Below are 15,902 nucleotides of genomic sequence, written 5' to 3'. Positions count from 1 at the left end.
AGAACAGATAGTTTATTAACTACGCCAGAGCCTCTTCAAAGGCAGCTTTAGGGCTCTCCTGGAGCTTACCGATGTAGTACGAAACGCGTTCGTTAAAACCGGGTAAAGCATTCAGATCCGTTCCCCAGAAATCCTGATTGCTTAATACTTCTGACAGATCACCTTGGCGGTTCCACCACTCAAAATACCAGCCTGCGGGCTCATCCTGAATGAGGTAAGAATCACCGTTACGTTCGCCGAAGTATTTGCCATGTTCTTCCTTCACGGCCTTCATGAATAACACATACGCTGCAAAACCCAGAGCAAAACGCTCGGGAACGGTGCCTACCTGCTGGTAATGTTTCAGCAATAGCGGTACGTTACGTGTTTTCATCTTAGAGGTATAATACAACGTAATGCTGAGCAACTTATGTTCCAGAAATGGGTTCGCAAATCGATTCAACAAGCTGGCTCCGTACGTACGAGCTGTTTCCAGATCAATGTCATACGGAATGGCGGGAGCCAGTTCCTCAAACATTAACTCTTTCACATAACGAGCCGAAACGGGATCCGCCATGCTTTCACGAACGGCATTTTTACCCGCCAGGAAATTCAATCCGCAGGTTAAAGAATGCGAACCGTTCAGTAAGCGAAGTTTTAGCTCACGATACCGATCAATATCTGGTTTAATAATTACGCCCAGAGCATTAGTTTCGTCGCAATCCGCCTCGTCGAAGCTCAGTACGCTTTTCACTTTTTCGTCGCCTTCAATGGCCCAAAGACGGTATACTTCCGATACGCAGAGTAAGTGATCCTGATAACCCAGTTTCTGCTCATAATCAGCCTGATCGGTAGCATTAGGTTTGCCCGGAACAATGCGGTCTACCAGGGAATTACAGAACGCGTTAGCTGTTTCCAGCCATTGGATAAACTCTGTTTCCAACTGACCACGTTTGGCCAGCTCCAGCACAATTTTGCGAAGGTTCGTGCCATTATCGGGTACCAATTCCGTTGGAACGATCACCATTCCTTTATCGGCGGCTCCTTCGAAGGCTTTCCAGCGAGCGTATAAAAAGGCGGTTAATTTACCGGGAAAGGATTGCGGCGGCGTTGCCTGAAGATTTTCATTCTCATCAAGCTGAATACCAATTTCCGTTGTATTGGAAATGACAATCTGCATATCCGGGTTAGATGCACAGGCAATAATGGCATCCCACTGGCTGGGAGCAGCCAGCGTCCGGGAAATGCTGGCGTTAATAATATACTCTTCAATGGGCTGACCGTTTTCATCCAACCCACGAATGGCCTGCGTGAATAACTGATCCTGCTGATCAAATTCAGACGTATCTGTTCCTGTGGATTTAACAACGACAATCCGACCGTTGAATACGCCCTGGCGGTTGGCTTTGTCAACGAAATAATCGCATAAACCACGTAGTAAAACGCCGGTACCGAATTGCAAAATGCGTTCGGGCAATTCAAAAACGGAGGGATCTGGTAATTGAACCGGTACGGATGCCGAAATTTGAGACAAATTTTCGCGGGAGAGCAACATGACGGAGTAGTTATGATAAGTTTTGGGTGAAAGACCGGACAAAAGATCAGTTGGGGAAAACCCACGCTGCCACTGTCCTGCTTTTAATCCATTCAAAAAGTAGCTGTTAAACGTCGATCAATTATAAAAAGGACGGGCGAAACTGTAGAACACCCTGAAGAAAAAGAAATGATGAACGAAAGAACTTGGAAGAATGAAGAGGACGCTAAGGAAAATCCAGCATTTTCGAATGAATTGGTCGTGACTAAAGATGGGAGCCATACGTTATACTCCGCTCGATTTAATCAATGGTATCATTCCGTTTCCGGGGCATTTGAAGAATCTCGCCGCATTTTTCTGGAATTGGGTTTCGATTATATGAAAGCCTCTGGTAAAAGCTCGTTACGCATTCTGGAAATGGGCTTTGGTACTGGCTTTAATGCCTTACTAACCTTATTAAAAGCTCAGGAAGAAAACATTCCGGTGCATTATACCAGTCTGGAGGCGTATCCGGTTAGTGCAGAAGAATATCAAAAGCTGAATTACGATGACTTTATGCATTCGGCGGCCTTGCAAACGCTTCATCAGGCTCCCTGGAACGAAGCGGTGACGATCCAGCCGAATTTTACGCTTTACAAATTACATACAACCATTCAGGATTTTATTCAGAAACAGGTTCAGGACGAACCTTACGATTTGGTTTATTACGACGCCTTCGCCCCTAACTCCCAGCCTGAGTTGTGGACACCTGAAATCTTTGCAGGTTTAGCTCAGCGATTACATGCGGGCAGCGTATTAACAACCTATTGCTCGAAAGGAGATGTTCGGCGGGCCTTACAAGCGGCTGGTTTTCGCATTGAAAAACATCCAGGACCGGGACGAAAGCGGGAGGTTGTTCGGGCTATTCTTCAATGAAATGACATTTTTAATGCAGTTTGAGACATTTTGTCATTAATAAAAATATAGATCACCAAAATTTAAGTCATTTTGTCATTATAAATACTTTTTTTACGTTCGGCACAAGTGTTTAAATAAGTAGAGCGTCCGACAATTTATACGTCGGTTACTATCGAAAACAATAAAACGTAAGAATAGCCATGACACTCGTTAAATTCAATCAACCTGCTTTTCCTTCTTTAGTTAATCGTTTTTTTAACGACGACTTTTTCAAGACTTACAACGGCGTAGCTACGAAAGATGAGTTTCATTCGTTGCCTGCGGTCAATGTGAAAGAAGTAGAAGGTGCTTTTCAGATTGAACTGGCCGCTCCCGGTCTGAAAAAAGAAGATTTCAAAATCAGCGTACACGAAAATCGTCTGTCGATTTCGGTGAAAAAGGAAAGTTCTAACGAAGAAACTACCGAAAAATACAGCCGGAAGGAATTCAGCTACAGCAGCTTCCAACGTTCGTTCATGTTACCCAAAACGGTAGATGGCGAAAAAATCGAAGCTTCTTATACCGATGGAATTCTGAACATTACGCTTCCTAAAAAAGAAGAAGCGAAAGTTCAGCCCCGCGAAATTTCCATTGCCTAACCCTAAATGGTGCCGTTGGATTGTGAGGAAAAGCAGAGAGAGTTTGATAATTCTCTCTGCTTTTTTAACTTTCAGCCCTGCAATTCCCCTATCATCACATTCTGTTGTTAAAAAAGCTTAAAGCCGCTAATTTCGCAACAGATTTTCTCTAACTGCGTTAAGGTTAGCAAGTCTAAGTACTTACAAAACTTTGGTATAAACTTTTGTTGAATCGATTTGGAGCACTGTTACTCAACTAAATTTTTTGAATTTCCCTCTCCAAACAACGTTTAACAGCTATGAATAACAGCAATTGGAAATCTCTAGCCCTTGTAGGGGTTTTGAGTAGCGGCATCACCCTTGGAGGAGCCCACTTATTAGGATTAGGATCGAGTCGCGATGTGATTTTCACAGAGGCGAGCTCTTCAGGATCAAACGCGAAGTTCACAACGAACATGGCCGGCATTCCCGGTGATTTCGTTTCAGCTGCGGATAAATCAACGCCCGCGGTAGTGCATATTAAATCGAAAGTCGTTCGGCAGGTAAGCCAGCGGCAGATGCCTAGCTTCTTCGATTTCTTCGGTGATGAAGATTTCGGCGGAGGTAGCCGTCGTCCGCAGCGTCAGGAAGGTATTTCTTCGGGTTCTGGGGTAATTATCAGCCCTGATGGATACATTGTCACCAATAACCACGTGGTAGCCGATGCTTCCGAACTGGAAGTCGTATTAAGCGATAAACGCACCTACAAAGCAAAACTGATCGGTACGGACCCTAACACGGACATTGCCGTTATTCAGTTGCAGGGTGATAAAATCCCTAACAACCTGCCTTACCTGCCCTTTGCCAACTCTGACGATATTAAAGTAGGAGAATGGGTACTGGCCGTAGGTAACCCCTTCGATCTGGAGTCAACTGTAACGGCTGGTATTGTTAGTGCCAAAGGTCGTTCGATTGGTATCATTGGTGATCGTGACAAAGCTCAAAGCCCGATTGAAGCCTTTATTCAAACGGATGCAGCCGTAAACCCTGGTAACTCCGGTGGTGCTCTTGTCAATTCGAAAGGCGATCTGATTGGTATCAACACGGCCATTGCCGGTGGTCAATCGGGAACGTATGTAGGTTACTCCTTCGCCGTTCCTTCGAACCTGGTGAAACGTGTCGCCAGCGATCTGCTGAAATACGGTAATGTTCAGCGTGGTTTCCTGGGTATCTCTCAGATGCAAGCCGTGGATGAAAAATTTGCCGCTCAGAAAGATCTGAAAGCCACTTCCGGTATCTACTTCGGTAGTTTCGGTGAAAACGCCAACGCCAGTGCCGCCAAAGCTGCGGGTCTGAAAATTGGTGACGTAATTGTTAAAATTGACGGTAAAGAAGTGCGTGACCTGCCTCGTCTGGTTGAACTGGTAGGTGCTCAGCACAAACCCGGTGACGTGGTAGTGGTAACGGTTAACCGCGACGGTCAGTTGAAAGACTTCAACGTTACCCTGAAAAACATGGAAGGTAACACCGGTATTGTGAAATCCCCTGTGACTTCATTAGTTCAGGTAGAATCCATCGGTGCGAAACTGGATAACGTGAACTCTAACGAAAAAGCGAAATTCCGGATTAACGGAGGAGCGAAAGTCGTAGAAGTTCTGCCAGATGGCTGGATGGAATATCAGGAAGTTCCCGTTGGCTTTATTATCACGAAAATTGATGATACGGCCGTGAAGGATGCCAAACAAGCCGGAGATCTGCTGGCGAACCGCAGAGGTCGCGTACGGATCATTGGTATTGATCCTTCCAGTGGACAACAGTACCGCATTGATGGCACTTTACGCTAATCAATCATTAAAAATTTAAAAAATCCTCGTCATTTGACGGGGATTTTTTGTTTCTCTAGATTTCTAAACATTACTTTCCGTACTTAATTACCTTAGATACTTACTTTTTACATTGAATATTTCGTTTTACCTCGAAGAGAAAACAGTAAAAGCCTTATGCCGAAGTTAGACGTTGCCGCCATTGAAACCTACGCTAAAGCGTATGCGGCACAGCTTTGTAAAGAGCAGTATGCTCATCGGGATCGGATTGACGGAGATACCCTCCTGCGGTTAAGCCCGGTTTCCCAAGTGAACCTGTTTGTCGTTCGGGATCTGTACGACGTCTGGAAAGAGACCGCAACGGCTTTCCGTAGTCCTTATTTCAATTTCGAAAGTGAGGAAGTAAAAAAGGCCCTGCAAAGTTTTCTTAATACTGTTTCCAAGCATATTTCCGTTCTGCAAAAAGACCTGGAGCCACTGCTGGCCAAGGCTACACACGAAAGTCTGGAGTTTCTGCTGGCTCCGCAGGAATACCTGGAAGGCTGGTTACGTGAGTTACCTGACTTTCGATTGACAGCCGAAAACCTGAAAGCTTTTCAAAAATATAACCGACTTCACAAGGGAGTTATCAGCGGCCTCAGCGAACGGCTGGGTAACGATTCTGCCGTTTATACTGCACGGGCCATTGAATGGGTACAGGAGTTAACCGCCGATGCCAGCCGTCTGGATTCTATTCCGGCAACCCTTGATCTTTTTGCTTCTACCCTTCCCGTTGATGAGCAATCGTTGTACGAAAAAGAAATTCCAGCCGAATCGGATCAAAGCTTTTTTGATCAGGTGGAAGTAACGACAGCGGGGTCTTCACCTTCGAAGGATGAATACTACATAGCGACTTCTGGTATTAGCCGTACGGAATCCAGCCCTGACTCTATTGCCTCCAGCATTTCGACTACTTCAGCTCCGGAAACGGCACTGCCCGCTCCCGATTACGCTGCAATTCCAACGGCCCCGGCCATTACCCCGGCCGAAGACGTGACGGCCAGCGTAAACGATCAATTTTCGATGCAGCCGACGATGCTTAATGAAAAACTGAAGGAAGAAAAACCAGCAGAAACGCTGGGCAGTCAGTATCAGCATAGACCCATTTCCAGCATTCATAGCTTCATTTCGCTGAACCATAAATTCATTTTCATCAATCAGCTTTTTAAAGGTGACGCTACCGCCTACCATCAGGCCATTGATGAACTGGAAAAAGCCCAGAGCTTTGATCAGGCCAAGGATTTGATGAATCGGGTTTATGCTCCTCAATACAAATGGCGGGACGTAGCCGACGAGGCCGACGATTTTTATGAAATTGTTCGAAGAAAATTCAATTAAAAAAAGGAAACCCCGACCTGCTCAGGTCGGGGTTTCCTTTTTTTAATCAATCATAATGCTAATTAGCGGATAATACCTCTAATTCGAATATTAATGGAACACTTGGGTAAATGACGTATTGGCCATACCCATCTCTTCGGCCATTCACACCGTAACCCAAGGCAGAAGGGAAGATGATGATTGCTTTCTCTCCTACTTTCATTTTTTGTACCCCTTGGGTAAATCCACTTACCAAACTAGTTACTCCTACCGTAAAGGAAAAAGAATCGCTTTTATCAAACACAGCACCCGTTACAAGCTTTCCTACATATTTCACCACTACCGCTTTACCTGCGGCGATAGTAGAGCCTGTTCCCTCTTTCAATCGGATGTAATTCAGGTTATCAGTCGTTGATCCTGTCACCTGTAGCTTGTTTTCTGCAATGTAATCCTGAATCTGTTCGGATTCATTACGGGTTTTTATAAGCTTAAGATCAAACCGAACGGGAGCATAAGCCGGTAAAAGAACGTTACCCAGCGTATCTTTAATAGCATCCATTCCAAACGCAATGGAGTAAGGAGATAAAAGGACGCTAGACTCACCTTCCTTCATGTAAGACAAGCCCTCGTGGACAGCTAAGGGTCCAGTCGTGTAACCGAAATAGCCTTTGAAAATTTTGTTGGTAGTATCACCAACTACTTTGTTGTTTAATTGAGAAATTACACGTGTATAGGATACCAGTTCTGCTTCCTTAGGAGCCCTTGCGGTAGGAATTGTATTTTTTAACTGATAATATAAACCAGAAGGCGACTTTGTTGGAGCTAAATTGTTACTTGCGATATAAGCTTGAATTTGTTTATCATTTTCATCAAGCTTCTCAGAGGCCTCATTGTTAATTCCTTTGCAACCTGCTAATAAACTTGCTCCTGCCAATACGAAAGGGAGATAGAATTTCATTGCGACACAATTTTTGTTAGTAAACGATGAAAGACACCAAAGCGGTGTCTTTCGGTTGGAAGATTCCTGAAAAGTTTCGTCGAAAAATCGAAATTCAGTGACTAAACAGGTAATTTACCCTTTTTAATGTCAATTAATTGTACGTCGAATACCAGGACAGAGTTGGGAGGAATGGCTCCGGGAGAACCCTGCTCGCCATATCCATGAGCTGACGGAATCAGGATGGTAGCTTTTTCGCCTTTTTTCAGGTTTTGAACGGCCTCATCAAAACCGGGAATCATCTGACCCACACCCACGGGGAAGGTTAAGCCTTCTTTGTGGTTTTCGTCAAAGATTTTTCCGCTTAATAATTTACCCGCGTAGAACACTTTCACCGTATCACCTTTGGCAGGAGCCACGCCCGTTCCGGGAGTTGTTACGGCGTACTGCACTCCTGAAGGTAACTTCACCGCGTTTTTAAGGTTATTTTTTGCCAGGTAAGCAGCAATATCCGCTTCTTCTTTCTTCGGACGAGCCGCACGTTCGGCTTCGGCACGTTTCTGGAATGCTTCCTGGGTTTCGATTTTCAGCAGCTTTACCTGAAATTTAAAATCAGTTCCGGGTTTTGCAAATGGAGGTGGAGCCTGCATACTTGCTCCACGGAAGAGTGAGTCCACGCTGATATAGAACGTAGCACTGTCACCAGCAGCGAGCATTTTCATGCCATCTTCAAAACTGCCTTTGTAGGGGCCTTTCTGAGCCAGCATTACCAAAGGCTGGCCTTCTTTTTGAGAATCGCGAAGGATAGAGTCACTAGCCGTTTTCACGACCATGTTGAACGTCATTACTTCGCCATCTTTCGCTACTTTACCTTTTTCATCGTGTTCGTGAAATTGGTATTTTACTCCATTTTCAGCGACGCTGACCTTAAATTGGTTACAGGACCACAGGGTGGTGGCAGCCAGAACCGGCAGCATCCAGAGTTTTTTTTGCATGAGAATTAATTCTATTTCAGAGTTTAAAAACAAAAGTACGGAATTGAAGACAATGGAGAAAAAAAGCCTCAACTCCGCCAGGGGTAGACTGGTTAGATTTCCCGATCTAACTGGTCTTTAATTTCAGGTAATAGGGAAACCAATCGATTAACCGTTCCCTCCAGAGAATCCTGACTACGTCCGCCAGCGGCATTGCGGTGTCCGCCACCGTTGAAATGCTTCCGGGCAAATTCATTCACAAATACGTCGCCCACGGAGCGGAATGATAACTTAACCTCCCGATCCCGTTCGATAAGTAATACAGCCATTACTACGTTTTCAATCGAAAGGATATAGTTAACTACCCCTTCCGTATCGCCCGTTTGGGAATTGAAGCGTTTAAGCTCTTCGTTCGTCAGGGCAACGTAAGCTGCTTTGTATTCAGGTAATACGATTAATTTTTGCGATAATACATACCCCAGAAACTGCATTCGGGTCAGGGAGTTGTTATCGAAAATCAGGCGGTGAATGCGATTCGTGTTTACGCCTAACTCGATCAACTCCGCAGCCATCCGGTGAACGGCTGGATTAGTGCTGGGGTGGCGAAACGAACCCGTATCCGTCATCAAACCGGCGTATAAGCATTCGCCAATGCTTACGTCCAGCAGATCTTTTCCACCCAGTTCACCAATGATCTGGTAAATCATCTGAGCCGTTGCCGCTGCGGTGGGTTCAGAAATAGCGATGATGGCAAAATCTTCGGGATGGTAGTGATGGTCTATCATTACCTTAGGAGCCGTAGCATTGCGAATAATGGCCTCCAGATCGTGCAAACGAGCCAGAGCATTGAAGTCCAGACAAAAAATTACGTCTGCCGCCGCTACGGTCTGAGCCGCCAGGGCCGCGTTTCGGTGACTAAACTCAATAACATCTTCATTACCCGACATCCAGGAAAGAAATCGCGGCGACTCTGACGGAGTGATTACCTTAACCGTATGCCCTTTCTTTTTCAGATAACCAGCCCAGCCTAACGAAGAACCCAGTGCGTCGGCATCGGGATTATAATGAGTGGTGATAACTACCCGTTGTGGCGTGTCGACCAAAGTCTGTAAAGCCTGCAACGCATCCTGATTCATACTCAATTCGTTCATTTTTTAGTCGTAGTCTTTACTGAAACAGCCCATAGGCTTGTTTTCAGCTTGTAAAGATTACTGTTCGTGAATCCCCATACCGTAGGAAAGAAGCGATTTGATCCAGCAATATTCTGTGAATCAATTCTTTATCAAACGCATTTTGCTAAGTCTTCCGTCTATTGGGCGGGCAAAGTTATTGAAAAACAGTTCAAAAACCTTTGCATTTCTGCGGAGGTTAGCCTTCTGGTAAAAATGTATCCCTAAATTGCGGCCATAATGGTAAAATTCAAGGCTTTTCAGGTCGTGAATCTACCCTTCTTTTCATCATCACTTTAAATTGAATTCTTTAACCCTGTTCAATAGTATGGCACAGAACCGCACCTTTACGATGATTAAACCTGACGCCACAGCCGATGGTCACACCGGAGCAATCATCAAGCTAATTGAAGAAGCTGGATTTCGTATTGTTGCTTTGAAGAAAACACTGCTGACGAAAGAGCTGGCGGGCAAGTTCTATGCCGTACATGCCGAGCGTCCTTTTTATAATGATTTGTGTGCGTATATGTCTTCTGGCCCTATCGTTCCGATCATTCTGGAAAAAGACAACGCCGTAGCTGACTTCCGTAAACTGATTGGAGCCACCAATCCTGCCAATGCAGAAGAAGGCACCATCCGGAAATTATTTGCAAAATCGATGGAAGCCAATGCGATCCATGGATCTGACTCAGATGAAAACGCTGAAATTGAGTCTAATTTCTTCTTTGCTCAGACCGAACAGTATTAAGTAATTTTCTCTTATCTGAACGAGGCTTGAAGTTTTTTCAAGCCTCGTCTGTTTTTATGGTATTTAGATATTGATAAGTTTAAAATGAAAGGGAGAGAATAGTTCTAGTTAGACGTGAACGCTCTAAGGATTTTTTAACTACTAAAGTCTTTATAACAAATCCCGATAGACAGACCACGAATATGTCCACCAGAGACCATGCGAACAGAAAGGAAGAAAGCTGGTAGTAGCCCTGCTCATTACTACAGGTTTGAGTCATTAACTGGGGCTGCCCGCACTCCTGACTTAAACTGTAGATTTGACTAAGATAACCACTTTGCCCGACTCGAAGGTATCCATTGGCATTGATATCTTCATACACCCAGCCACTCACCTGAGCTGACTAAAGAACCGCTCGCGATCGTTAAAAGGCTTATTAGTACAGGTTCTTTCATAAGATGATTTACCTTGGATAGTTAGGTAGACGAATGGATGAGCCACGCTTTTTTCAATCTTTTCGATGGAAACAAGCCTCAACCCGAAGACTAAGGATTGGCTCCATAGTCTTCGGAGACTTCTTTTGTTTTTGGCATATAGCCTAATGGCACTTTGTAGGCTTTGGAATTAAACCCATCTATTGTGAATTCATTACCACCTGACCCCGTTATATTTTCAATGTAAATACCTGGAGCTCGGTAAAGTGTTGCTATATTTTTATCCGTAGGGTAGGTATATGTTGTCTTAAATAATGTAGTCCCGGCTGTATTCTTGGTTACAGTAGAGGTATTAAATCCACGAGCAAACTCGTAGCTTTCTGTGGGTCCAGCTGTAGATTCCCGAATAGGGTCATCTGAGGAATCAAACAGGGTATATCCATAATAATCAGGATAACCATTTTCGTAACTTAAAAAAGTATAATAATTAACTCTATCACCTGTTCGTTCTTCTACGTTAGAATATAAAATAGGTGTCACTGCCATTGAGTTAATTGGTTCCGACTTCCATACATCTACTTGGTAAGCTGCATAACAATCAGAACTTAACGTAGTTACATAATGGTTATCCGGCCAGTCAGCTACGGCTCCACTAGATAGGTTATTAGAATCGAATCTATTATATTTATACTCTTTCACTTTAGCTACGGTAGTGTCTCCTACGTAATCTGTAATTTTTTTAATTCTCAGACCGCCGACATTAGAAATCAAATCAGTTACTGTAGTAATAAGCGTAACCGTAGCCGTAAGTACATCCCCCGTATTAAATGGAGCTAGCTGACAATGCTTATTCATAAAGTTTTCTGCTGTATAATTACCAGCGGAAAGTACATCAGAATTAGGTAAACCCTGACAACTTTGATACATACTAAGGTTGTTGCCATTTTTGTCTCGCAATGAATACGTTATTTTACAGTTCGTTGCGACAGATAAACTAAAGTTATTACTACTATTTACGTTTAGACTTTGGCCATTATAAGTCCACTCAAATACTTTACCTCTATAAAGGGTTCTAGTTCGTGGACTAACTGCAGCTTGTTTATAACTAGCGGTATTAAGCTCATATTCAAAACTTGATGATCCTCCCGTTGGGTATTGAACCTTGTTTAGCGATCCCATGAGAGTATGGTAATAAGAGGGCTCTCGATTAGAAACAATTTCCCCGTAAGTAATCAAACTATTTTGTTCGGGACCATTGTAATACCCCCAGTAGTCAACAGCTCTGGTTGTTCCAAGCTTATTCAATGATTCATATGAGAATATATATGGATTTGCTCCACTTTCCTGAAAGGTTGTTAACAAGTCTAGACCTTCAGAATCATAATCAAAACTAAAATTTTTGATAGGTATACTAGTGCCTATGTTAGAGGTAATTTGTATGGCCTTGAGTTTTCGAAAGTAACTAGTACTTCCATTGAGCGGTTTGCTCTGAAGAATAGAATTAAAACTAATTTTTACAGTAGAGCTTTCTATGGATGAAAGATATCGTTCCGCAGAATAGTTAAACTGTATACCATCATAATCCAGACTGGATACGCAAGCGGGAACCGGTAAAATTTTCCTTTGTGTATAACTACATTGTACTCGCTTGTAGGTGTCAGAGGGAGTAGTATAGGAAAAATTAACAGCATTACCTGTTATATCTATTACCTTGGAAATATGCCAAGAAGTAATAGACTTACTATTTTTGATATTATAAGCCCCTTGAGGAGATTCACTCCACCCATATTCGGCGTCTGAAAAGATATACTGAGTTCCGTTTTCAACCGTAAAAATCCATTTGATAATAGATCTGCCAATGGCGGAGTAGGTAGCGTCTAAAGGCTGAGTGGCAATTTCATAGGTTATTTTTAAGGGGAGGTTTGAACTAATATGTATTAGTCCATCAGAACCAAAACTGAATTTGCCGCTGTATGATCCAAACGAAAATGAAAAAAGATCAGGTTCAGCATCTTTAGCTCCCGATGCTACGGTTTTCAAAAAAGCCTGGTTACTCGCATTGTTTTGATGCAGATCAACAATGCTTTTTACAATCGAATATGTAGATAGGTAACCGTCATTTAGGGCTTCATCCCGCAAGCCCCGTATGGTCCTACTTACTGTACCGGTAGAGAAAGCCCAACCTCTGCCAACCCAGCTGGCTTCTTCAGAAGGACGATAGCCCGTATAGGAATACGATAGGTATAGGGGCCAGGTCAATCCTTTCTCCTGAATCGTATAAATGGGAATTTGCAAGCCCACCTGCCCAGTGCTTAAGTTAACGGGAATGTCTCCATACTTTGCAAAACTTGCCACGTTAGGGGACGGAGGAATTACCTCAGGCTTTTGAGAAAAAGAATTTAAGGCCTGAATCAATGAAAGGATGATCAAAAAGTATTTTAATCGCATAGTATTTACGTTTTACTAACTCTTGAATAGCAAAAACCTTTTTACGTTATTTGAATTGATAAGGCTTTAATAACTATGCCTATTTTATCAGGATCAAAGTAATCGAACTGACCATTGACATCCTCATATACCCCCAGATAAAGACCCACCAGCAATCGTTAAAAGGCTTATTAATAAAGATATTTTCATGGTATGATTTACCTCAATAATTAGGTTAGGTTGACGAATGAATGGGTTACGCTTTTTCCAGCCTTTCGATTGGAATTGGACTCAACCCAAGACTAAGGTCAACTTCCTAATCTTCGGGGTACATTTTTAGTTTTAGGCATATGGTCTAATGGAATTTTTTTTCTTAGATTATTACTATTTTTTATATTTCATCGGATGTTGTCCATCAATAGATTGGTCCACTTAATACTCACAACGACGGATGACTATCAGTCTGTAACTGGCAGCAGTTATAAACTGCCTTTTTATCGTTCGTTCCAAGTGGCGTCCTTTGGACGAACACTTGGAACAGGGGGGGCCGGAGCCGTCAGAAAGCGGTTCAAAAGAGAAGCTTTGCTGGGGCTAAGCCCTTTGGGTACGTCGAGAAAACGTAGAGATACAGCCTGACCCACGGTCACCGACAAAGTATACCATCCCTGCCCATCGGTACGGGTCTGATCGATGAGTTGGGATTGGGCATTGAAGGCCGCGATGCGAATGCCCGCAATGCCGGCTTCAAAGGCATCCTGGTTACCGCTGGCGTTGCCATCCTGATAGACTTTGCCCTGAATCTGGGCAAAGCAGGTGCCGCTCAGCAGGCTGAAGGCCCACCATAAAAACACATATATTCGCATAGGTCAATGGATTAATTTGCTAATGTTGAATTAAAGTTTAGATACTGAAGTAAGCTACCTTAGTGAGACTTTGGTAAAGGCATATCTTTAGGATAACCTTTGTTTATGGTAGCAGGTACAGTAAAAAACTCATCATTAACTAAAGCCTTTGAATATATTTTATAATATTCGTCTTTATTTAAAATATGATAAAGAACTTTAATTGTCTTGGTTTTGTCTGAAAGCTTATAATTAACACTATCTTTAAAAAATAAGTTAAGAGTATCATTTTTAAATGAATATAAAAATGGTTCAAGCCCTCTAACTGTATAAGAAGAGTCAGCTATATCTTTAAGCTTATTAGGGTTGTTTGAAATACATGACATCTGATAATCGTTGGTTACACCCCAGTTTACAGTATTTACATAAATAGTTTCACCTTTTGTAGATTTAAGCTGCTTTGATTGGAAGTTATCTCCTTCAGATAAACAACTTGTTAATAAAAACACAAAAATCATTACACATGCTTTCATTTTTTTGTATTTAATCGTTTATATCCTTCCTTAATTCCTTCCAGTATTCGACGCCCTGAATACGGTTCTTCTCCATAATACGGAGCTTTTCCAAATGCTTTGCCATTTAGCATAATTTGAATAATGTTAAGTTTATTATATTTTCTTTGCTGATAAGCTCCGGCCAACTTCATATAGGTTTCTCCACTAATATGATGACCTTGAAAAGTTCCCATAACACCATTCATACCAGCTAGATAGTTGCCAGCTGATCTAGCAGTGGTATATTTACCATTTAGCAGTCTTCCTGTCATTTGCGGAGGATCGCCTGTAGTCCATGCTTTATTATTTTTTATGTCTAACTCAGCTTTAAGTTTAGATTCCTTCTGTGTTATTGTTAAATCTTGGTTAATAGCTCTGTTATTACCCCAATCAATAAGATCATCCCATGAGGTATTGAATATAATTCTACCACCAGCTGTACTAGTCCCTGGAATAATGAACTCATCCCAATAAGCCGTCTCGCCCATTTTTTTCCCTTTTGCTGAAGTATCTTTATTTGAGTGCTTTTTGTCTATATCTTCCTTAGTATTAGCATCTTTGTGTGTATAAACGCCCAAGTCGCCGTCATTATAGACAGCTAATATGTTACCATATAAATCAGTATGTGTTGATTTAATATCCATTCCATCTGGATCGAATAATACAATTGGATTATTTGAAACGTAATTAAACGGTGATATAGATATAAATTTTTCACTTAGAGGATCAATACTCATCCATCGTCCAATAGCAGGATCATACTGCCGAGCCCCATAATCCAGAAAACCCGTTTTCGGCTGTAACTCTTTGCCATTGTAAAGATACTTATTCGAGCCCATCGTTTTCGGAATCGCTAGCCCAAAAGCAAAGTACTCCGTCTCCTGTACTTTATTCCCATTCTCATCCAGCACCACCCGCACGTTGCCCTGGTGATCTTTGAGGTAATACTCCACGGCGTAGTTATTACCGCCATTGCTCACCCTGATCTGCCCTTCCTCCGTAGCGATGCGCGTTAGAAAATTATTTTCATCGTATTCAAAAAGACCTGCATACCGCGTGTGGTACACGCCCCCTCGGGTCATTCTTACTTTGGTTCCTGAAGCGTCATAATCGTAGGTGATTAGGCTGTCCAGCTGAATGGACCCAATCAGATTCAACAGGTTGTATTTGATCCCCTCAGCCGCAATGCCCCGGTTGGCATCCTGAATCAAGTTCCCTGCCGCATCATAACTATAGTCTGTGTTATTCACGGTAGTGCCATTGTCAAAGCCTTTCGCTTTATCACTGCCCGTAGTAGCATCATAGACCTTGCTTAAACGGTTACCGCTATAAGTATACGTGAGATCATCCCACTGACTCCCTTCTCCCCAACGACTCAGGCCGTTAATATTACCATTGCGATCATACGAGGATATCGTCTCTCGATACGTATACGCCTTGATGGAACCAATGGCCCCTACCCCTACCGCCGTCTTCAGCCGACCGGCTCCATCGTAGGTGTAGTTAAAACCCGTCCAGTCATTGGCATTCTTCTTCCAGAGCAACTGAGCAATATTCCCGTTTTTCTGAGCCGTCGCTCCCGAACTTACCTGATCGTAACGCAGATCAATGCCAAAGTTGTCCCCCCCACTGCTTTTACCCAGGATCGTACTT

At 43.0% G+C, this 15,902-nt stretch carries 13 protein-coding genes; 5 read left to right on the top strand and 8 right to left on the bottom strand.

Annotated features, from left to right (window positions below):
* Positions 1-19 precede the first annotated feature (19 nt).
* A complete protein-coding gene (locus BWI96_RS02150; protein WP_106635062.1) occupies positions 20-1,534 on the bottom strand; it encodes a tagaturonate reductase in 1,515 nt (504 codons plus the stop codon).
* 168 nt (positions 1,535-1,702) lie between these two features.
* Between BWI96_RS02150 and mnmD the strand changes: the two genes are divergently transcribed.
* The 4 genes from mnmD (at position 1,703) to BWI96_RS02130 (ending at position 6,206) form a co-directional block, all read left to right on the top strand.
* The gene (gene mnmD, locus BWI96_RS02145; protein ID WP_232793543.1) at positions 1,703-2,428 is read left to right on the top strand and encodes a tRNA (5-methylaminomethyl-2-thiouridine)(34)-methyltransferase MnmD; all 726 of its coding nucleotides are present in this window, start codon (positions 1,703-1,705) and stop codon (positions 2,426-2,428) included.
* Between the two features lie 182 nt (positions 2,429-2,610).
* Positions 2,611-3,048 carry an Hsp20/alpha crystallin family protein gene (locus tag BWI96_RS02140; RefSeq protein ID WP_106635061.1) on the top strand — a complete coding sequence of 146 codons (438 nt, stop codon included), beginning with the start codon at positions 2,611-2,613 and terminating at the stop codon, positions 3,046-3,048.
* Between the two features lie 278 nt (positions 3,049-3,326).
* Positions 3,327-4,850 (top strand): trypsin-like peptidase domain-containing protein, encoded by a 1,524-nt coding sequence (locus tag BWI96_RS02135; RefSeq protein ID WP_106635060.1) that lies wholly within the window; start codon positions 3,327-3,329, stop codon positions 4,848-4,850.
* Positions 4,851-5,006: 156 nt separating this feature from the next.
* On the top strand, positions 5,007-6,206 hold the full coding sequence (locus BWI96_RS02130; protein WP_106635059.1) for a hypothetical protein: 1,200 nt from the start codon (positions 5,007-5,009) through the stop codon (positions 6,204-6,206).
* 58 nt (positions 6,207-6,264) lie between these two features.
* Here the strand turns inward: BWI96_RS02130 and BWI96_RS02125 are convergent, their stop codons facing one another.
* From BWI96_RS02125 to BWI96_RS02115, 3 genes are all read right to left on the bottom strand, one after another.
* Positions 6,265-7,143, bottom strand: a complete 879-nt coding sequence (locus tag BWI96_RS02125) for an FKBP-type peptidyl-prolyl cis-trans isomerase (protein WP_106635058.1) — start codon at positions 7,141-7,143, stop codon at positions 6,265-6,267.
* Positions 7,144-7,244: 101 nt separating this feature from the next.
* Positions 7,245-8,117 carry an FKBP-type peptidyl-prolyl cis-trans isomerase gene (locus BWI96_RS02120; RefSeq protein WP_106635057.1) on the bottom strand — a complete coding sequence of 291 codons (873 nt, stop codon included), beginning with the start codon at positions 8,115-8,117 and terminating at the stop codon, positions 7,245-7,247.
* 92 nt (positions 8,118-8,209) lie between these two features.
* Positions 8,210-9,247 (bottom strand): bifunctional oligoribonuclease/PAP phosphatase NrnA, encoded by a 1,038-nt coding sequence (locus BWI96_RS02115; protein ID WP_106635056.1) that lies wholly within the window; start codon positions 9,245-9,247, stop codon positions 8,210-8,212.
* A 346-nt stretch (positions 9,248-9,593) separates the two neighbouring features.
* On the opposite strand from BWI96_RS02115, the gene BWI96_RS02110 reads away from it, so the two are divergent.
* Positions 9,594-10,013 carry a nucleoside-diphosphate kinase gene (locus tag BWI96_RS02110; RefSeq protein ID WP_106635055.1) on the top strand — a complete coding sequence of 140 codons (420 nt, stop codon included), beginning with the start codon at positions 9,594-9,596 and terminating at the stop codon, positions 10,011-10,013.
* A gap of 524 nt (positions 10,014-10,537) precedes the next feature.
* Here the strand turns inward: BWI96_RS02110 and BWI96_RS02105 are convergent.
* The 4 genes from BWI96_RS02105 to BWI96_RS02090 all read right to left on the bottom strand — a co-directional run.
* A complete protein-coding gene (locus tag BWI96_RS02105) occupies positions 10,538-12,874 on the bottom strand; it encodes a hypothetical protein (RefSeq protein WP_106635054.1) in 2,337 nt (778 codons plus the stop codon).
* Positions 12,875-13,347: 473 nt separating this feature from the next.
* Positions 13,348-13,716: an SdrD B-like domain-containing protein gene (locus BWI96_RS02100; RefSeq protein WP_106635053.1), complete on the bottom strand. Its 369-nt coding sequence runs from the start codon at positions 13,714-13,716 to the stop codon at positions 13,348-13,350.
* A gap of 59 nt (positions 13,717-13,775) precedes the next feature.
* On the bottom strand, positions 13,776-14,228 hold the full coding sequence (locus tag BWI96_RS02095; protein ID WP_106635052.1) for a hypothetical protein: 453 nt from the start codon (positions 14,226-14,228) through the stop codon (positions 13,776-13,778).
* Positions 14,225-15,902, bottom strand: a 1,678-nt coding sequence (locus BWI96_RS02090; protein WP_198555122.1) for an RHS repeat domain-containing protein, incomplete at its 5' end; no start/stop codon positions are given. The genes BWI96_RS02095 and BWI96_RS02090, both read right to left, overlap by 4 nt.

This window comes from Siphonobacter sp. SORGH_AS_0500 (genome assembly GCF_002838835.1).
Taxonomy (GTDB): domain Bacteria; phylum Bacteroidota; class Bacteroidia; order Cytophagales; family Spirosomataceae; genus Siphonobacter.
This window is presented reverse-complemented; position numbering and strand designations above follow the sequence as displayed.